Annotated in this window: 17 protein-coding genes; 10 read left to right on the forward strand and 7 right to left on the reverse strand. The window is 59.6% G+C overall.

Annotated features, from left to right (window positions below; all coding sequences use genetic code 11):
• The first annotated feature begins 9 nt into the window (after positions 1 to 9).
• Positions 10 to 939 (forward strand): cation diffusion facilitator family transporter, encoded by a 930-nt coding sequence (locus tag LIX15_RS13440; protein WP_227773686.1) that lies wholly within the window; start codon positions 10 to 12, stop codon positions 937 to 939.
• Positions 940 to 965: 26 nt separating this feature from the next.
• Positions 966 to 2,015, forward strand: coding sequence for a matrixin family metalloprotease (locus tag LIX15_RS13445; RefSeq protein ID WP_227773687.1), 1,050 nt, complete (start codon positions 966 to 968; stop codon positions 2,013 to 2,015).
• Between the two features lie 6 nt (positions 2,016 to 2,021).
• Here the strand turns inward: LIX15_RS13445 and LIX15_RS13450 are convergent, their stop codons facing one another.
• From LIX15_RS13450 to LIX15_RS13475, 6 genes are all read right to left on the reverse strand, one after another.
• Positions 2,022 to 3,119: an aminopeptidase gene (locus tag LIX15_RS13450; protein ID WP_227773688.1), complete on the reverse strand. Its 1,098-nt coding sequence runs from the start codon at positions 3,117 to 3,119 to the stop codon at positions 2,022 to 2,024.
• A 69-nt stretch (positions 3,120 to 3,188) separates the two neighbouring features.
• Positions 3,189 to 3,314 (reverse strand): CBS domain-containing protein, encoded by a 126-nt coding sequence (locus LIX15_RS13455; protein WP_227773689.1) that lies wholly within the window; start codon positions 3,312 to 3,314, stop codon positions 3,189 to 3,191.
• A 169-nt stretch (positions 3,315 to 3,483) separates the two neighbouring features.
• Positions 3,484 to 4,305, reverse strand: coding sequence for a metal ABC transporter permease (locus tag LIX15_RS13460; protein WP_227773690.1), 822 nt, complete (start codon positions 4,303 to 4,305; stop codon positions 3,484 to 3,486).
• Complete coding sequence (locus LIX15_RS13465) at positions 4,298 to 5,035, reverse strand: metal ABC transporter ATP-binding protein (protein ID WP_227773691.1); 738 nt, start codon at positions 5,033 to 5,035, stop codon at positions 4,298 to 4,300. The genes LIX15_RS13460 and LIX15_RS13465 overlap by 8 nt, the downstream gene beginning before the upstream one ends.
• Positions 5,032 to 6,162: a metal ABC transporter substrate-binding protein gene (locus tag LIX15_RS13470; RefSeq protein WP_227773692.1), complete on the reverse strand. Its 1,131-nt coding sequence runs from the start codon at positions 6,160 to 6,162 to the stop codon at positions 5,032 to 5,034. Before LIX15_RS13470 ends, LIX15_RS13465 begins: the two co-directional genes overlap by 4 nt.
• A 225-nt stretch (positions 6,163 to 6,387) precedes the next feature.
• Positions 6,388 to 9,006: a valine--tRNA ligase gene (locus tag LIX15_RS13475; RefSeq protein WP_227773693.1), complete on the reverse strand. Its 2,619-nt coding sequence runs from the start codon at positions 9,004 to 9,006 to the stop codon at positions 6,388 to 6,390.
• 402 nt (positions 9,007 to 9,408) lie between these two features.
• On the opposite strand from LIX15_RS13475, the gene LIX15_RS13480 reads away from it, so the two are divergent.
• From LIX15_RS13480 to LIX15_RS13510, 7 genes are all read left to right on the forward strand, one after another.
• A complete protein-coding gene (locus LIX15_RS13480; protein WP_227773694.1) occupies positions 9,409 to 10,317 on the forward strand; it encodes a lamin tail domain-containing protein in 909 nt (302 codons plus the stop codon).
• A gap of 384 nt (positions 10,318 to 10,701) precedes the next feature.
• On the forward strand, positions 10,702 to 11,196 hold the full coding sequence (locus tag LIX15_RS13485; protein ID WP_227773695.1) for a cation:proton antiporter regulatory subunit: 495 nt from the start codon (positions 10,702 to 10,704) through the stop codon (positions 11,194 to 11,196).
• Positions 11,197 to 11,203: 7 nt separating this feature from the next.
• Positions 11,204 to 12,397, forward strand: a complete 1,194-nt coding sequence (locus LIX15_RS13490; RefSeq protein ID WP_227773696.1) for a cation:proton antiporter — start codon at positions 11,204 to 11,206, stop codon at positions 12,395 to 12,397.
• 51 nt (positions 12,398 to 12,448) lie between these two features.
• Entirely contained in the window at positions 12,449 to 13,342 is an 894-nt protein-coding gene (gene gnd, locus LIX15_RS13495) for a phosphogluconate dehydrogenase (NAD(+)-dependent, decarboxylating) (protein WP_227773697.1), read from the forward strand.
• Positions 13,343 to 13,721: 379 nt separating this feature from the next.
• Positions 13,722 to 14,297, forward strand: a complete 576-nt coding sequence (locus tag LIX15_RS13500; protein WP_227773698.1) for a 2Fe-2S iron-sulfur cluster-binding protein — start codon at positions 13,722 to 13,724, stop codon at positions 14,295 to 14,297.
• A gap of 335 nt (positions 14,298 to 14,632) precedes the next feature.
• Positions 14,633 to 14,821 carry a hypothetical protein gene (locus tag LIX15_RS13505; protein ID WP_227773699.1) on the forward strand — a complete coding sequence of 63 codons (189 nt, stop codon included), beginning with the start codon at positions 14,633 to 14,635 and terminating at the stop codon, positions 14,819 to 14,821.
• A 116-nt stretch (positions 14,822 to 14,937) separates the two neighbouring features.
• Positions 14,938 to 15,099 carry a hypothetical protein gene (locus LIX15_RS13510; RefSeq protein ID WP_227773700.1) on the forward strand — a complete coding sequence of 54 codons (162 nt, stop codon included), beginning with the start codon at positions 14,938 to 14,940 and terminating at the stop codon, positions 15,097 to 15,099.
• A 17-nt stretch (positions 15,100 to 15,116) separates the two neighbouring features.
• Here the strand turns inward: LIX15_RS13510 and LIX15_RS13515 are convergent, their stop codons facing one another.
• Positions 15,117 to 16,436, reverse strand: a complete 1,320-nt coding sequence (locus tag LIX15_RS13515) for a 5'-deoxyadenosine deaminase (RefSeq protein ID WP_227776890.1) — start codon at positions 16,434 to 16,436, stop codon at positions 15,117 to 15,119.
• Positions 16,437 to 16,712: 276 nt separating this feature from the next.
• Between LIX15_RS13515 and LIX15_RS13520 the strand changes: the two genes are divergently transcribed.
• Entirely contained in the window at positions 16,713 to 18,137 is a 1,425-nt protein-coding gene (locus tag LIX15_RS13520) for an MATE family efflux transporter (protein ID WP_303657531.1), read from the forward strand.
• Positions 18,138 to 18,196 lie beyond the last annotated feature (59 nt).

Genomic DNA, 18,196 nt, shown 5'->3' on the forward strand with positions numbered 1-18,196 from the left:
CCCTTTCCGATGGCGCACGACCACGACACCACGGGGGAGTCCGCCGATTCCACAGCCGATACCAGTTTTCGCGCGCTGACAATTGCACTGGCTATCAACACGATATTCTTCGTCGTGGAACTGGTCGGCGCACTCTACTCCGGGTCGGTGACCCTGCTGGCGGACGCGGTTCACATGCTCGCCGACAGCGCGAGCCTCGGCCTCGCGCTGTTCGCGGCGTGGATTTCCGCGCGTCCCGCCGACGCCCGGCGAACCTACGGCTACCAGCGCGCCGAGGTGCTCGGCGCGCTGGGTAACGGACTCCTTTTGCTGGTCGCGGTCGGCTATGTTCTGTTCGACTCGCTTCGCCGGTTCGGCAATCCGCGGCCAATCGACGCCGAACTCGTGGTCGTCGTGGGCGCGCTCGGACTCCTGGCAAACCTCGCTGGTGCGTGGGTGCTGTCGGAACACCGTGGGATTTTGAACGTCGAGGGCGCGTTTCTCCACCTCGTCGCGGATGCACTGGGGAGCGTGGCGGCGATTGCCGTCGGCATCGCGCTCGTGTTTACCGACTTGTACGTTCTCGACCCGCTGTTCGCCGTCTTCGTCGCGCTGTTGGTGCTGTACTCCGCGAAAGACCTCTTCGCCGAGAGCCTGAACATCCTGCTTCAGGGGACGCCGTCCGGAATCGACGTGAACGAAATTCGTGCGTATCTGGCCGAACTGCCGGGCGTCGTGGAAGCCCACGACGTTCACGTCTGGTCGCTCAGTTCGACGCAGTACGCGCTTTCCGCGCACGTCGTGATCGATGAAGGCGTTGACCCCGACGCGGTACTCCGACACTGTCAAATGGAACTCGGCGAGCGGTTCGGCATCGACCACGCGACGATTCAGGTCGAATCGGCGTCCTACACCCACACCCTCGATTTCGACTGTACTTTCCGAAATCCCAAGGCTTGATACCACCGCAGCCCGTCTATACGATAATGACGCGGCGCGCCCTCCTGCTCGTCCTCTGTCTCGTCCTCTCCGGTTGTGCTAGCATCCAGTTCGACATGCCGACCGAAGTAGAACAGGTCGGAACGACGGGGCCGACATTGGACGAATCGACGCAGGGGACGGGACAAACCGCTTCCGAGGGGGCCATCGCAGACCGGTCGAACCCGTGGGGCGAATCGGTCGTGACGGTGGCGATTAACACGAGCGCGAACTCCGACCGCGAGTACCGCGAGGAGGTTCGGCAGGCGCTCGACTATTGGGAGGAAAACAGCGAACGGTACGCGGGCTATGCGATTCAGTACGAACTCGTTCCCGACGCGGAGAGTCCCGACCTCGTGGTTAATTTTGTGGAGAACGTCGAAAGCTGTCCGCGAGTCGAGCACGCCGCGGGCTGTGCGCCCTACATCACGAATTCGAACCAGATTTCCCGACCCATGCACATCGAGGTGGACGATTCGTTTTCCAGCGATTCGACGGTTCACATTCTGAAACACGAATTCGGCCACACGCTCGGTCTGAACCACAGTTCCGCCCCGCAGTCGGTAATGTCCTCACAGTCGGCACTCGCCTCCCGACCCATGACGGACGCGACTGACCGAGAGTTGCCGTGGACCGACGCCGAACTGACGGTGTACCTCGGCCAGACGAGCGATAGAAAAGCAGTTCGAGGCCAAGTACAGCATGCACTCGACTACTACGCCGACGGAGCGGAGGGAACCGTCCCGTCGAACGTTTCGTTCACCGTCACCGACAACCGGGCGAACGCGGACATCATCGTGCAGTCCCCCGACGAACTGCCGTGCAATCCGGGTTCGAGCGGTTCCTGCGGCGGTATCCGCGGAGCCGACCCCGACCAAGACGTCGCGCTGGAGGAGTACGACAGACTGACCATCTCGGTTTCGGGCGTCGATACCGACGCTGTCGGTTGGTACGTCGGCTACTGGTTGGGACACGGGTTCGGTCTCGACGAGTCGGAACTTGCCCCGCCGTTTCGGGATGCGTCGGCACGAGAGCGACAGAGCGAGTGGTGGACGTAGCGCGAATTATCCCTCGAAACCGTCTTCCCACCTGAACGTCCCGTTCCGCTGAACGACTTCGCCGTCAACTTCCATCCGCGAATCGTCACTCATGTCGGTTATCATATCGATGTGAACCGCGCTGTCGTTACCGGTTTCGCCTTCGGGGAGGCAGGCGTCGTATGCGCGTCCGACCGCGAGGTGAACCGTATCGCCCATCTTCTCGTCGAACAGGATGCTGTCGGTAAAGCGGTCGATACCGCGATTCATCCCGATACCGAGCTCGCCGAGCCTGCGCGCACCCTCGTCCGTGTCCAGGATGTCGGCGAGGACGTCCTCACCGACTTCGGCGCTGAAATCCACTACCTCGCCGCCTTCGAACGTGAGGTGGACGTTTCGGATTCGCTTGCCGTGATGTGTCATTGGAACGTCGAAAAACACCTCCCCTTCGGTGGCGTGCGGCGCGGTGAACACCTCGCCGCTCGGCAGATTGTGCGAATCGTGGGCTACCGTCGCGCAACTGTTAACCGCGGTTCGCTCTTCCACCGACATCGTGAGGTCGGTGTCCTCCTTGACGATTCTGACCTCGGTTCCTTCGTCCAGAATCGTCTTCATACTCGCCATCTCCGCTGCGAGCGACTCCCAGTCCTGAAGGACGGCGTCGTAGACGAACTCCCGATACTCCTCGTAGGCCATCCCCGCCTGCTGTGCGTGGGCGCGGGTCGGATGGAGCGTCGAAACCCAGTCGGTTTCCATGCGGCTTTCGCGGATACCCATTCGCGCTTTGTTGTACGCTTGCTCCGTTTCGCCCGGCACGTCGGCTTTCGCCGTCGTATTGGTACTTCCGGCGAGTCGGAGCACTACGTCGGCGTTTTCGTACATCGTCAGTTCGTGTTTCGGATTTTCGTCGAAGTCGCCCTCGTGTCCTCGAAGGAACGACCGCTCGACTTCGTCGGAGTTGTACACCGTCAGGAGGTTCGCTCCTCGTTCGCCCAGTTTCTCGCCGACCGCCACGGCGAGTTCGTGCGCCCCGTCGTCAACCAGTACCACGACGTTGTCACCCGCTTCGACCCGTGCACTCCAGTCTACCAGCACCTCGGCGTGTTCGTGGATTCGCTCGTCCATACTCGCCAATCGGAGACCGGAAGAAAAGTTCTCCTGATTCAGTGTTGCTACCGGCTTTTCCATCGTGATCTACAGACGCGGCGACTGCTCCTCGATGACGTCCGCGAGCGAGAGCGCGATTTTCCGGTCGGTGACGATACCCACTGATTCCTCATCCTCCACGATTGGAACACATCCGACGCCTTCGTCGGACATCGTTTACGCAATCTCCACGTGCGTGGCGTCTTCGGTTGCAGTAACTACATCGGTCGCGGCAATATCGCTGACTGTCTTGGTATCCCCCCGAGGACGGAGCGACGAGAAGTCACAGAAAGACGATGGCTAGCAGCGAAGACGACTGCAATTGGCGAAAGAACGACCGCAATCAGCGAGAGACGACCGCGACCAGCGTGAACGCACCGATCGCAACCAACACGATGGTTCCTCCCGCCGCGAGTCCGTAGGCGTAAGATAGCGCGATACCGAAGATAACGGCGATTTCCCCGATGATCACGCCGATGACGAGCGACTGCCGGAAACTCCGCGCAACATGTGACGCAGCGGCGACGGGAACCACGAGCATCGCGGCGACGAGGATAACGCCCATGATTTGCATGGACGCGACGACGACTAACGCGGTCAACACGACCAGCAGGCGGTTGTACCGTCGTACCGGAATGCCGGACACGCGAGCCGCCGTCTCGTCGAAGGTGACGGCGAACAGTTGCCGTCTCGTGACGCCGACGACGCCGACGACGAGCGCCGACAGCGCGACCATCACGGAGACGTTTTCGGACGTCACGGTCGCCAGACTGCCGAACAGATACTGGTCGATGCTGACCGCGATACCGCCGTCGGAGAGGCTGATGAGGACGCTTCCGAGGGCGAACCCGCCAGACAGCACGATTGCCATCGACACGTCGCCGTAAGCGTCGGTGTGTTCCGCGAGCGCCTGTATCGCCAACGCCGCGAACACCGACACTACGAGTGCGGTGAGATATGGCGATACGACGACGTCCAAACTCCCGAGGAACAGTCCCACCGCGACCCCCGCGAACGCCGAATGGGCTAGCGTGTCTCCGATGAGCGCCATCCCTCGGTGGACGAGGAACGATCCGACGAGGGGTGCGACGAGGCCCACGCAGAGTCCCGCGATGAGGGCGAGGCGCATGAACCGATAGCTCAGCATCTCCACGAAATCAATCATGGTCGTGGTGAAGTTGCCGCTGGTTCGCCCCGTAAGCCTCGGCCAGCACCTCGCTTGCCTCGAACTCGTCGGTATCCCCGTGGAAGTACAGCTTTCGATTCAAGCAGGCGATTCTGTCGGCACGTTCGGTGACGACGCCGATGTCGTGTTCCACGAGAATGACGGCTAAACCGTCCTCGTTCAGGTCGTGCAGGAGATTGTAAAACTCCTCCCGCGATTCGGCATCGACGCCGACCGTCGGTTCGTCCAACACGAGCACGTCCGCGTCGGCGGCCAACGCGCGGGCGATGAACGCCCGTTGTTGCTGGCCGCCGGAAAGCCGGGCAACGCGGCGGTTCGCCAGATTCGAGATTCCGACGGTTTCCATCGCGTACTCGACGGCCTCTCTGTCTTTTTCTCGGGTGAATCCGAACCCGAGGAGGGAACTCCGTCCCGCCGTGACGATTTCTCTGACCGTCACGGGCATCCCGGAAACCGCCGTCACATTCTGTGCGACGTAGCCGACGCGTCCGCCCTTCCTCCCCTTTTGGGGCGGTTCGCCGAACAGGCGAACCGTCCCTTTGTCCGGCGTTTGCAAGCCGAGAACGAGTTCGAGGAGGGTACTCTTTCCCGACCCGTTCGGGCCGACGAGCCCGAGGAACTCGCCGTCCTCGACCGTCAGTGAAACGTCGGAAAGAACCGGTCGGTCGCTGTATCCGAACGTCGCGTTTTCAATTTCCGCGACCGTCATTTCGCTCCGAGTGCCGTTTTCAGCGACGGGAGATTAACTTCTTCCATGATTTCGATATAGCCCCACTCCTTTTCATTCCACGCTTCCGTGACGCTCGGAATCGGCGTAATCGAAAGGTGGTCTTTCGCGTCTGTTTCCGAGACGAGCTGTTTCGCGGCTCTATCGGATTCGAACACCGGTGCAAGGACGTGTTCGATGTCGTGTTCCTCGATGAGTTTTTGCGCGCGCTGGACGTCCTTCGGACTCGGCGACGAATCCGGTGCGAGTCCGGTCAGGGCGTGAATTTCGAATCCGTATCGCTCGCCGAGGTACTGAAAGGCGTTGTGTCCCGCGACCAGCACCGCGTTTCGCTCCGTCGATTCCAGTTCGGATTCGAACGTCGAATCGAGTTCGTCCAACCGGTTTCGGAAGTCGTCCGCGTTTCCGGCGAGTGTCTCGCCGGAAACGCCGTCCATCTCGGACAGTCCACTTTCGATGGTCGAAACCGCCTGCTTTGCTCGTTGCGGGTCGAGCCAAAAATGTGGGTCGCTGGTTCCGTGGTCGTGACCGTTTTCGCTCTCGTCGTGCTGGTCGCCGTCGGTTTCGTTCCCGTGGATTTCCCCTCCGTGGTCGTTTCCGTCGTGATGGTCGCCCTCCTCGTGGCCGTGGTCGGTTTGGTTTTCGTTGGTTTCCTCTTCGTGACCGTCTCCGTCGTGATTTCCGGCCTCGTGTTCACCTTCGTGTCCATCTCCGTGCCCCGGCGCGGACAGGAGGGAAACTCCGCGTCTGGCCTCGACGATTGTGATTTCCGGACGGTCTTGTTCGACGTTTTTCACCATTCTGTCGGCCCACGGCTGGAATCCTTCGCCCATATAGACGACGGCATCGGATTGCATCGCGTCCCGTTGAACCTGTGCGGACGGTTCCCAACCGTGGCCGTGCTGGCCGATTGGCACCAAACTTTCGACGGTTGCGGCGTCGCCCGTGATATTCCGTGCGAAATCTGTCAGGACGAAAAACGACGTTTGCACCGTGGTCGAATCGTCCGACCCGTCGCCGGAAGAAGACCCGAGACATCCGGCAATCGTCCCGCTCGCAAACAGCGCGCCCCCCGCCTTGAGAGCACGTCTTCGAGTGATGTTCGTCATTATCCTATTAACAATTTTGGAGCACCAGTTAATAAGTTCTGCTATTGTGGCATTAGACGTTGTTAATCAGTGCCGCCAGTCCCGCCAATCCCGTCGATCGACGGGATTGGCGGGATGCAGCACTTCTGGATAGAAACGTCGCTCGTGGCACGCACCGCCACCAACTGGTTCGCATTCTTACTGGTGATTTTCGCTCGAAAAAGCCCGACGAGAGTCGAGTAACCGTTACGGGAAGACGAGAACCGTCGCGTGCTCGGTTTCGAGCACTTCGACTTCTTCGCCGCTTTCCGCGCGATACTCCTCTTCGATTTCGACCCAGTCGCCGTCGAGAGTGACCTCCTCGCCCGCGGCGTCCAGCGTGAGTTCGCCGTGAGTGTCCAACTGGGCCTTGAGTTCGGCGGGGTCGGTCGTTTCCAGCGCGCCGACGACCGCGCCCGCTTTATCACGGAATTTCGGCCCGATTTCGGAGTGGTCGGGCGAGACGCCGACCGGCGCGAGTTCGACGTTCGGCCTTCCCTCTTCCAGATACACCGGGGCGTTCACGGCCTCGCTCAGGTCGTAGGTGTCCGGCTTTCGTTCGGCATCGCTGTACAGTTCGATGCGGTCGAGCTCGGCGTTGAGTGCCATTCCCTCGTCGGATTTCCACGCCCGAACTTCGCTCGCGACTTCGGCGATGATTTCGCCCGCGAGTTCGGCCTCGTCGTCGTGCATTTCGACGTCCGGCCACCGCGACTGACTGATGCTCCCCTCGGTTCCGGGGAGGTGGCTGTACACTTCCTCGGTGAAGAACGGCGAGAACGGCGAGAGCATCCGAATGATTGCGGAGAACGTCGTGTACAGAGCGTGTTGCGCCGCGTTTCGCTCGCCGGGACGCCCTTCGTAGAGACGACCTTTGACGAGTTCGAGGTAGTCGTCCGCGAGGTCGTTCCACACGAACTCGCGGAGCGTACGGAGCGCACTGTCGTACCGATATTCCTCCATGTCTTCACTGACCGAATCGGCGGTCTGTGACAACCGCGAGAGAATCCAGCGATCTGCGTCGCGGTAGGCCGGGTCGCTGATTTTCGGCGTGCTCTCGTCGAAGTGGTTCAGCGAGAACTGGAAGATGTTCCAAATCTTCGTGAGGAAGCGCGACGCGGAGGTCGCCTCCTTCGGTTGGAACTGAACGTCGCTTCCGGGTTGGCCACCGAGAACCAACGCCTGCCGGAGCGAGTCGGCACCGTACTCGTCGATGGCCTCCCTCGGTGTGACGACGTTGCCCCGTGATTTACTCATCTTGTTGCCGTCCGGACCGAACACCATTCCATTGATGAGGGCGGTGTCCCACGGATGCTCGTCCGTGAGTTCGCCGACACGGAGGAGCGTGTAGAATGCCCACGTTCGGATGATGTCGTGTCCCTGCGGGCGGAGCGAGACGGGTTCGAACTCGTCCAGTTCGAGGTCGTCCGGCCACCCGGAGATGTGGAGCGGCGTGATGGAAGAGTCCATCCACGTGTCCATCACGTCAGTTTCGCCGATCCACGAGTCCGCGCCACACTCCGGACAGTCGCCGATTTTGGGGTCGGTTTCGGTCGGGTCAACGGGGAGTTCGTCGATTTCGGCGAGGTGCCAATGTCCGCAGTCCTCGCACTCCCACGCCGGAATCGGGGTAGCGAACACGCGCTGACGGGAAATGACCCAGTCCCAGTCCATGCCCTCCGCCCACTCCTCGAGGCGCGAGTGCATGTGGTCGGGAATCCACTCGACCTCCTCCGCCTTCTCTAGGATTTCGTCCGACTGCACCTTCACGAACCACTGCTCCTTCGACAGAATCTCGATAGGCGTATCACAGCGCCAGCACGCGCCAACCGACTGCTCGGTCAGTTCCGAATCGTTGAGGTAACCCTCCTCGTCGAGCGTCTCGGCGATTTCTTCTTTCGCTTCGCTGATGGTCAGTCCCTCGAACTCGCCTGCGAGTTCGTTTAGGTGGCCGTCCTCGGTGAACACCGGGCGAAGGTCTAAGTCGTGTTCGGCCCACCAGTCCACGTCCTGTTTGTCACCGAACGTACAGATCATCACGGCGCCGGTTCCGAAGTCGCCATCAACGTCGTCGTCGTCGATGAGTTCGACCTCCTGTCCGAACAGCGGCACCTCGAACGTCTCGCCGATTCGGTCGGCGTAGCGTTCGTCGTCGGGATTGACCGCCATGCCGACGCAGGCCGAGAGCAGTTCCGGGCGGGTGGTCGCAATCTCGATGTCGTCGTTCTCGACGCCGTCGAACGTGACGTAGTAGAGCGTTCCCGTCCGGTCTTCCTTCTCGACTTCCGCGTCCGCGATTGCGGTCTCACAGCGCGGACACCAGTTGACGGGATGTTCGTCGCGGTAGACGTACTCTTCCATCTCGATGAACGACTGCTGGGTTTTCGCCCAGTACTCCTCGTCCATCGTCCGGAACTCCGCGTTCCAGTCGATGGAGAAGCCGAGTTCGTTCATCGTCTCCTTCATCGAGTCGATTTGTTCCTCGGTGTGTTCGATACAGAGGTTGCGGAATTTCTCCCGAGAAACGTCTGTTCGGTGGATGTCGTGGTTTTCCTCGACTTTCACTTCCGTGGGCAGTCCGTGGCAGTCCCACCCCTGCGGGAACAGCACTTGTTCGCCCTGAAGACGGTGATACCGCGCCGCAAAGTCGATGTAGCTCCACTGGAGTCCGTGTCCGATGTGGAGATTCCCCGTTGGGTACGGCGGCGGTGTGTCGATGACGTACTCCAGATTTCCATCCGGGGTGTATATCTCGGAGTCTTGCCACTCTTTTCGCCACTTTGGTTCTATACGCTCGGGTTCGTAATCGGTTGGAACGTCACTCATGGATACAAATTCCTGTCGCTGTATGGTGATTCGGTGAGAAACACGACCGGCTTATCGTCTGCACTATAGACGTACTACCGACACCATCGCGCTCATATCTGTGACTGTGCGCGTCTTCGCTGATAAAGGTTCCCGTCCAACGATGTCCCGAATCAATTCTGAACCGTCCTATATCTGTGAATGAGGGCGAACACGCCGATGGTTCCCAGGGCGGCGGCAACGGCCTGAAACAATCTCGTCAGGTGTTCAAAAATGAATAGGAAATATGGTATCGCCAACAGAATTGCAATGGCCGACAGAAGGACGATGATGATGTTTAGTCGTCTAACGATTCGGTCGTCGCTCATTTCCAATACGTTACACCGATTAGTTATTTGATTGTACCGGATACAGAAGTAAAAATTGTCTGTAAATTTGAAATGTTTCGTCGTCCCCGCCGGGTTTTCACTCGAAATACGAGCGTTTTATGTATTCGGTCTCGCTGGTTCGGTTGTCGTCGGGCCCGCTGATGCATCGGTTACCGGCAGTGACCGAGTCACTGTCACTGAGGTCGTGGATGGTGACACGCTGGACGTTCGGTACTCGGACGGAACGACGGACACCGTCCGACTCCTCGACGTCGATACGCCTGAAACGCACGGCGGGAACACGCCCGACGAGTTCGAAGGAGTTCCAACCAACGATGCAGGTGAGGCCTGTCTCGCCGACGAAGGTGAAGATGCCACGTCTTTCGTGACCAGTCGACTCGAAGGAAAGCAAGTCACCTTGAAATACGATTCCGAATCGGACAAACGCGGTTACTACGGGCGACTGCTGGCTTACGTCTACTACGGCGGCGAGGACTACAACGACAAACTCATTAACTCCGGACGGGCGCGAGTGTACGATTCGACGTTTTCCAAAAGCGACAGCTACTACAGCGCTGAATCGAGTGCTCAGAGCGAACGTAGGGACTTGTGGCGGTGCCGAAACGCTGGCGGTGCGGGCGACATCGACATCGAGACGATTCACGCCGACGCTGCGGGGAACGACAACGACAATCTGAACGACGAGTACGTCGTCCTCGAAAACACCGGTTCTAGCACTATTTCGCTCTCCGGATGGACGATTTCGGACGCGGCGGGCCACTCGTACACCTTCTCGGATGCGTCGATCGCACCGGGCGAAACAGTCTCACTCCATACCGGAGGCGGTTCCGATTCGAGCAGTGACGTGTACTGGAGTCGCAGCTCTGCCGTTTGGAACAACGACGGCGATACCGTCTTCCTCGATACCGACTCGGAAAGTCGGGCGACGAGTCGCGCGTACTAACGATAAAGAATCCATCCTTTGCGGTGCGCCGTCGCTCTACATTCCGTCGAACGATAGATCACCAGGTCGTTACCGAGGTTCGCAGGGAACGGAGCCCTGACGCCGTCTCGTTCGACACCGAACGTCGCGACATCGCGCGGTTGCAGAGCGGGTGTACGCGACGCGGGACTTCCGTTAACCGTTATCGCCTGTCGTTTTCAAAGCGTTCATGAGAAAGCGGATTCGCCACAGCTTCGCTACAGAACGTACTGCGGTTACTCCGTGTCTCCGTACACGTCGAAAGGAGGATTCCGAGGCGCCCTCGACGAATAGAGGGGCACTCGACTCCGGCGCCGTGGTTTTCTTCAACGTGATATTTATGCCCTTTCCAACTCCCCTTTCAATATGACCGTTTACGAATCGGAAATTCCCGGCGTCGGCCACAAGTTCGAACTCGAACTTGACGGCGAGGAGCGACTCGTCGTCATCATCCATCACGATGGAAAGCGCGAACTGTACCGCCGTCCATCGCCGAACGAGGATAGCGTCAAACTCGCCTCGCTGACGGGCAAGAAAGCCCGCCAGCTCGGATCGATTCTCGAAGGTGCGTACTTCCAGCCGGTCGAAATGGACGAGTTGAACGTTCCGCTCGGGGAGTCTATCATCGAATGGATGGAGGTAAAAGACGAGTCTCCGCTGGTCAGTCAGACGCTTCAAGAGGCGGGAATTCGGCAGCGAACCGGCGTCTCTGTCATCGCAATTCAGCGCGGCGACGAGACGATCGCGAACCCGAACCCCAACACGACTATCGACTCGGGCGACATCCTCGTCGCCATTGGTACCCGTGAGGAACAGGCAGAGCTTTCGGACTTACTCACTACCGACGAAGAGGGCAGCTAAACAACCGATGGCAGACCCGCTCCTCGTTCAGTTCGGAATCGCAGTGACGGCTATAGCACTCATCGGGGCGCTCGCGTCTCGCATCCAACTTTCCGTCATTCCCGCGTACATCATCGTCGGCATCCTCGTCGGCCCCAACGAACCGACGTCCGTCGGCGGTCTCTCGCTCCGGCTCGTCCAGACCGGCGAGTTCATCGACCTCCTCGCGGAACTCGGCATCGTCTTCCTCCTGTTTTTCCTCGGATTGGAGTTCAGCCTTCAGCAACTCGTTTCGAACCGCGACCGACTGATCAAAGTCGGTTTCGTGGACCTCGGAATCAACTTTCTCCTCGGTCTGGGACTCGGCGTCCTGTTCGGCTTCTCGTGGCTCGAATCCTTTTTCCTCGCGGGAATCGTCTACATCTCGTCCAGCGCCGTGATAACGAAATCGCTCATCGACCAGGGCTGGATTGCGAACGCGGAAAGCGAACCGATTCTCGGAACGCTCGTCTTCGAAGACATCTTCATCGCGGTGTATTTGGCCCTGCTGTCGGCGGTCGCGTTGGGTGAGGGAACGCCGACCGACGCCGCGATTTCCATCGGCGTGTCAGTGGTATTCCTCGCCATTCTCGTCGCAGTTGCGTGGTACGGTTCGGAGTACATCGAACGACTGTTTCAAACCGAATCGAACGAGCTATTCCTCCTTCGGGTGACGGGAGTCACCGTCCTCATCGCCGGAACCGCCTTGGCGATGGGCATCAGCGAAGCAGTCGCCGCCTTCTTCGTCGGGACGATGTTCAGCCAGACCGACCACGTCCACCGAATCGAGCAGGTGCTTTCGCCGATTCGCGACCTGTTCGCCGCCATCTTCTTTTTCTCCATCGGCTTGGCCACGGACATCACCCTGCTGGCGGACGTACTCCTCCTGTTGGGAGTTGCGGTGGTCGTTACGACGGTCGGCAAGTTCGCGAGCGGAACCGTTTCGGGACGCTTCTACGGCCTCGATCGAACGCGTTCGTTCCGTGTCGGGTTCGGGATGGTTCCCCGCGGCGAGTTCTCGCTGGTGTTATCGACCCTCGCCGTAAGCGTCGGAACCGGCGCGCTCGGCGATTTGATACCCGCGTTCACCGTCGGATACGTGCTCATCATGAGCATCCTCGGAACGCTGTTGATTCAGCACGCGGATAGGGTAACGAACGCGTTGGAAACCACTCTCGCGTAGTCTCCGACCTGAACCGCAACCACTACCTCTCCCCCACCTTCACCTATCGCCATGCAACTGGGCGTCATCGGACTGGGACGTATGGGTCGAATCGTAGTGGACAGAACGCTGGACGCAGGGCACGACATCGTGGCCTACGACGTGGCCGAGGGCGCGGTCAAATCCGCTGCGGAGGCAGGTGCGGAACCCGCCGATTCGGTTGCCGACCTCGCCGAAACACTCGGCGACGAGAAACGAATCTGGTTGATGGTGCCCGCCGGAGAACCGGTGGACGCCGCGCTGGAGGATTTAGAACCGTTCCTCGACGGGGACGACGTGGTCGTCGACGGCGGAAATTCCTATTTCGAGGACTCGGTTCGACGCGCCGAAACTACGTCTGCAGCGTACCTCGACTGCGGAACCAGCGGCGGCCCGGCCGGTGCCGAACTCGGATTTTCGCTGATGGTCGGCGGGCCGCAGTGGGCTTACGACGAACTGACGCCGGTGTTCGACGCGGTGGCGACTAGCCCGGATGGCCACGATAGAATGGGGAAAGCGGGGTCGGGCCACTACGTGAAGATGGTTCACAACGGTGTCGAGTACGCACTGATGCAGACCTACGGCGAGGGTTTCGAACTGCTCCACGAGGGTCGGTACGACCTCGATTTGGAAGCCGTCGCCCGAACGTGGAACAACGGCGCGGTCATTCGTTCGTGGCTCCTCGAACTCTGCGAAGAGGCGTTCCGCGAGGAAGGTACCGATTTGGGCGACGTGGCCGACCACGTCGCAGGTGGGTCGACCGGAACGTGGACGGTACAGGAAGCACTGGAACAGGAGGTTCCGGTCCCGCTCATCTATCAGGCGCTCGGCGAGCGATTCGACAGTCGAGCAGAGAACCGGTTTTCGCGGCGGTTGGCCAACCGACTTCGGTACGGCTTTGGTCGGCACGAAGTCAAGCGAGAGTAATTCCTGCGAGCACCGTTCTCGTTCACTTCCGTCGGTCGTTCTACTACTACGCTATGGGCCAATATCTCCCGTTGACAGTGACGACAGCGGGCGATTCAAGAGCGATACAGCTGAAGCGCAATCAGGAAAACTAAAAGAAGCGGGATAATCGGGGCTGCAACTTCGAGCGGAACTACGACTAGCAATACCACGGACATAACGACGAATTCGAGCGCTATCAGAACGCTCACAACTTCGATTGGGTTGGCCATTTTCAACATTTCTCTTTCTATTACTGTTAATTCTACGGACCGATTCGGTTAGTGGTTAAACGACCGCCGCTCCGCTTCCACTCGTCAATCACAATGCTGTTAAACCACCGTTCCGTAGCTTCCGCCATATGGTAAACGAACTGGGTCTGGGACTCGGGCTACTGCTCACGCTCACCGTAGTGGCTCTGCACTTCACTAAGGGAACCAAGTGGCGCACTGCGGACGACATCTCCCAAGAAGTGCTCGACCGACGCGCGGCGAGTGTCCCCGAAACCGACTTCCCCGAACCGATGAACCGCTCCATCGGTGGTGGCGGTGGGGTCGCCGTCGGTGCCGGTGCGGAAGGCGAACTCGAAGGCGAAGAAGGCGAGGAAGAAGACGCGGGCTTCGACCCCGAAGCGATTCCGGAGGACGAAGTCGAGTACTTCGAAGTCGAGTACGTCAAAGAGGGTTCGACCATCGAAGTCGCCAGCAACGAGACGATTCTCGAAGCGGGCGAGGACGAAGGTTGGGACCTCCCGTACTCCTGCCGCGAAGGGTCGTGTCTCTCCTGTGGTGCGAAAATCGCCGAGGGAGAACCGGATGACGTCATCCACAGCAACAACGACACGCTGAGCGACGACGAACTCGACAACGGATACTTCCTGTCCTGTACGGCTTACCCACAGGCCGACATCAGCGTCGAAACGAACGAAACCCCGTAATCGGTCGTCGAACTCCTGTTGGCGACATTCGTCTCACTCTTCTCACATAATTCGCGATTCAAAGCGCTGAAATTCTCCGAAACACAGTCGAATACTAGTGACGGAAACGCAGGGTGTGATTACCGAAGCGCGTCTTTCGCGGCCGCTGGTTGCGCTTGCGTGGTCGATTGTCTTCGGATGGATTACTCGACGGATGGGTACCGAAAGGGCCGAAAACACGGAAACGCGATGGCGTTCTCGATGGTCACGCGATTCGCTTCGAATCAATCTCTCATCGCGTTCGCCGGACGAGCCACTGAGAAAGACGTATATTGTAAAATCTATAATAAACTACCATGCCAGAAGGATACGTTTGCGACGAATGTGGCGACTTTCTCACCGTCAAACCCCACTCGTTATTCCGGTTCGGCCCCGGGGGGCGGGAACAAGACCGCGAGTTCACGTTTTGTGAAGATTGCGCGCCGAAAATCATCAAAGAACACGGGTGGTCGATTCCCAGCCGGAGCGATGGAAAGCCGGAATAATCTCCTCTGCCATCTCGCTCGCGCCTTCTGAATCGTTCGAAACCCGCGGTTCAAGCGCTCCCTACCACATACTTATCAGGATATTAGTTAACATGGTGTGTTACTAATTTCCATCCATGCTCCTCCAGCATCACGACGATGAATACGCGGTTCGAAACCCTGCCGACCTCGCAACCGTTCGACAAACACCCGATGGCGAGTGGATTGCGGAAGACGCAACCGGCCGGTCTGCTCACGGTTCGACGCCTGCGACGGCAATCGCCGCATTGAAAAGATAACGGCGAATCGACGGGACTCAGAAGACACCGGTTTCCGGAGCCACGTCTAACCCTGCCGCGATTTCGTTTGCTTCCGCGCGAATCGCGTCGGCGTCGGCCACGACGACCTCACCGTTTTCTTGAAGCACGTCTCCGGCGACCATCGTGAACTCTACGTCGTCGCCGTGCGCCCCGAAAACGGCGTGCGAAAGCGGGTCGTACAGTGGCGTCGCGCGGGTTACGTCGGTCGTCAAGCCGACGATATCGGCCTGCCAGCCTTCGCGGAGTTTTCCGACGCGCTCGAACCCGGCGGCGCGAGCGCCGTTTATGGTCGCCATTTCGAAGATAGTTCCCGCGGGGGTCGCCTGTGCATCGAGCGCGTCCACCTTCTGAAGGAGGCTCGCCTGTCGCATCTCGGTGAAGGGGTCGAGCGTGTTGTTGCACGGCGGTCCGTCGTTGCCGAGCGCGACGTTGATTCCCCGGTCGAGATAGTCGATGACAGGCGCAATTCCGCTGGCGAGTTTCATGTTCGAAGAGGGGCAGTAGGTGACGTGCGTTTCCGTCTCGGCGAGCACGTCGCGCTCCGATTCGTCCGTCCAGACGCAGTGGGCGAGGACGACGTCCTCGCCAGTCAACCCGACTTCGTCGAGCCAGTGAATGTTTCGGTGGCCGGTGTCGGATTCCACGGTGACGATTTCGTCCCGGTTTTCGCTCGCGTGGGTGTGGATTCGGACGCCATCGTATTTGTCGGCGAGTCTGCGCGCACCGCGGAGACACTCCTCGGTGCAAGAGACGGCGAATCGCGGCGTTACGGCGTAGCGAATCCGGCCATCGTTCGCGCCGTGATACCGTCGAATGAGTTCTTCCGTCGTTTCCAGCCCCGTTTCGGTGTCTTCGTGGAGTCCGTCCGGGGCGCGTTGGTCCATCAGTACCTTTCCGATTCGACCGCGGATTCCCATCTCCTCGGCGGCGTCGAAAGCCCGATTCGCGTGTCGAACCGAAAGGTGGTCGATGCAGGTGGTCGTCCCGCTCTCGATAAGTTCGAGATAGCCCAGTCGGGCGGCGGCGTACATCTCCTCCGCGTCGAGACTGGCCTCCATCGGAAGGACGTATTCGAAAAGCCAGTCGAGCAGTTCGGCGTCGTCCGCGATTCCCCGTCCGAGGCTCTGTACCGAGTGAATGTGTCCTCCGACGAGTCCCGGAAGGAGGAGGTCGTACTCGTCAACCTCGTGTTCGGCGTTATTGTCGAGCAGTTCGGCGCGCTCGCCGACCGCTTTGATTGTCTCACCGACAACGACGATCGCCCCATCTTCGATAATCGTCGTCGCGTCGGCGACGACTGTTCCAGTCAGTATCATAGCTGTCGCTTCGTACCGTTTCCAACGGTGGCCGTGACGGGCATGAGTACTTCGGTTTGGGTGTTCCGTTCGTCTGGTCGCGGTGAGCATCACCGAATTTCATCGGCGCTTAATCCCGCTTTCCACGGGTTTAGGGTGTTTTTAAACTGAATTTTTCGCTCGGGAGGCCCTTTGTAGTTCCTGCGTATACGACAGCAAAAGAGCGCATTGGTAGATATTGCCACCCGAATTCGGAGTCGAAATATTGAAACGGTGTTATTTCGTTCCGAAAGTACGATGACTAGCACACAGCCCAGCAGTTCGATTACGGAGGGTGGGCTGGTGCGACCGATGTTCGAACTCGCGTGGCCGATAGTCGTTATCCAGCTTCTACAGGTGATGTACAACGTCGCGGACACCTTCTGGCTGGGTCGGTTATCGGCCAATGCGGTCGGCGCCATGAGTATCGCGTTCCCGCTCATCTTCTTCCTTATATCCATCGCGGGCGGGTTCACGACTGCCGGGAGCATCCTCGTCGCCCAGTACACCGGAGCCGACAGTGAAGGGTCTGCGGGGAAAGTCGCGGGTCAAATTTTGTCGTTCGTGGCGCTCCTCTCGGTCGTCCTCGGAACGCTTGGATACTTCCTCACCGAGCCGATGCTCGCGGTGATGCCGTCGCAGGGAGCGACGACGGTGGACGTCGTTCCGCTCGCCCGCGACTACATGGAGGTTTTCTTCCTCGGCTTGCCGTTCCTCTTCGGCTTTTTCGTCTTCAGTTCGCTGATGCGAGGCTACGGCAACACCCGCACGCCGATGCGAATCATGTTCGTCAGCGTCGTCGTGAACGTCGTTCTCGACCCACTGCTCATCTTCGGCTGGGGATCGTTCGAAGGACTGGGCATCCAAGGGGCCGCGCTCGCAACCATCTCCGCTCGGGCGGTTGCAACCGTCCTCGGTCTTTACATCCTGTTTGGGACGAACGCCGGACCGGACGTGCAAGTCGGCGACCTCGTTCCGGATCTCGGATACATCTGGGACATCGTTCGCCTCGGAACGCCGAGCGCGCTCGAACAGTCAACCAGTGCGATGGCGATGATTACGCTGACGGCGATGGTCGTGCAGTTCGCCCCGCCCGTGGTCAGCGCTTACGGACTTGGTAATCGTCTCGCCTCCCTCGTGTTTCTCCCGGCGATGGGGTTGGGTCGCGCGACGAACACGATGGTCGGACAGAACCTTGGGGCGGAAAAACCCGATCGAGCGGAGCGGGCCGTCTGGCTCGCGGCGAAGGTCGGTTCCGCCGTTATGCTCGCCGTTGCAATCGTTGCAGCACTATTCCCCGGCCCAATCGTGGGCGTCTTTATGGCCACAGGAACGCCGGAGGCCGCCGCGACCATCGAATTCGGAAGCGAGTATCTTCGGATTCGCTCGGTCGAGTTCGCGTTTATGGCACTGCTGCAGGTGTTGCTCGGCGCGTACCGCGGAGCCGGAAACACGAAGACGGCAATGGCGTTCTCGATGGTGACGCTCTGGCTCGGTCGGGTTCCCGTCGTCTACTATCTCGCCTTCGTTCGGGATATGGGGCCGACCGGCGTTTGGGTCGGAATGGCCGTTGGCAACGTCGTCGGTGCGATCGCCGCCGCGCTCTGGTTCACTCGCGGAACGTGGAAGAACACTGTCATTGACGACACCAGTGCTGTTGTTACCGACGGCGAAGGCGACTGATTTACTGCCTTGGAGGTTTAAGCGTGCCATAATAAAATGAGTAGAACTGGTAGGGGTCA

It is taken from the genome of Haladaptatus pallidirubidus, assembly GCF_020700235.1.
GTDB classification, from domain to species: Archaea; Halobacteriota; Halobacteria; order Halobacteriales; family Haladaptataceae; genus Haladaptatus; species Haladaptatus pallidirubidus.

Excerpts from the sequence above, each read along its gene's own strand:
- LIX15_RS13440 (WP_227773686.1), top strand. The coding sequence starts at position 10 with ATGGCGCACGACCACGACACCACGGGGGAGTCCGCCGATTCCACAGCC.
- LIX15_RS13445 (WP_227773687.1), top strand. The coding sequence starts at position 966 with ATGACGCGGCGCGCCCTCCTGCTCGTCCTCTGTCTCGTCCTCTCCGGT.
- LIX15_RS13450 (WP_227773688.1), bottom strand. The coding sequence starts at position 3,119 with ATGGACGAGCGAATCCACGAACACGCCGAGGTGCTGGTAGACTGGAGT.
- LIX15_RS13455 (WP_227773689.1), bottom strand. The coding sequence starts at position 3,314 with ATGTCCGACGAAGGCGTCGGATGTGTTCCAATCGTGGAGGATGAGGAA.
- LIX15_RS13460 (WP_227773690.1), bottom strand. The coding sequence starts at position 4,305 with ATGATTGATTTCGTGGAGATGCTGAGCTATCGGTTCATGCGCCTCGCC.
- LIX15_RS13465 (WP_227773691.1), bottom strand. The coding sequence starts at position 5,035 with ATGACGGTCGCGGAAATTGAAAACGCGACGTTCGGATACAGCGACCGA.
- LIX15_RS13470 (WP_227773692.1), bottom strand. The coding sequence starts at position 6,162 with ATGACGAACATCACTCGAAGACGTGCTCTCAAGGCGGGGGGCGCGCTG.
- LIX15_RS13475 (WP_227773693.1), bottom strand. The coding sequence starts at position 9,006 with ATGAGTGACGTTCCAACCGATTACGAACCCGAGCGTATAGAACCAAAG.
- LIX15_RS13485 (WP_227773695.1), top strand. The coding sequence starts at position 10,702 with ATGACCGTTTACGAATCGGAAATTCCCGGCGTCGGCCACAAGTTCGAA.
- LIX15_RS13490 (WP_227773696.1), top strand. The coding sequence starts at position 11,204 with ATGGCAGACCCGCTCCTCGTTCAGTTCGGAATCGCAGTGACGGCTATA.
- gnd (WP_227773697.1), top strand. The coding sequence starts at position 12,449 with ATGCAACTGGGCGTCATCGGACTGGGACGTATGGGTCGAATCGTAGTG.
- LIX15_RS13500 (WP_227773698.1), top strand. The coding sequence starts at position 13,722 with ATGGTAAACGAACTGGGTCTGGGACTCGGGCTACTGCTCACGCTCACC.
- LIX15_RS13505 (WP_227773699.1), top strand. The coding sequence starts at position 14,633 with ATGCCAGAAGGATACGTTTGCGACGAATGTGGCGACTTTCTCACCGTC.
- LIX15_RS13510 (WP_227773700.1), top strand. The coding sequence starts at position 14,938 with ATGCTCCTCCAGCATCACGACGATGAATACGCGGTTCGAAACCCTGCC.
- LIX15_RS13515 (WP_227776890.1), bottom strand. The coding sequence starts at position 16,436 with ATGATACTGACTGGAACAGTCGTCGCCGACGCGACGACGATTATCGAA.
- LIX15_RS13520 (WP_303657531.1), top strand. The coding sequence starts at position 16,713 with ATGACTAGCACACAGCCCAGCAGTTCGATTACGGAGGGTGGGCTGGTG.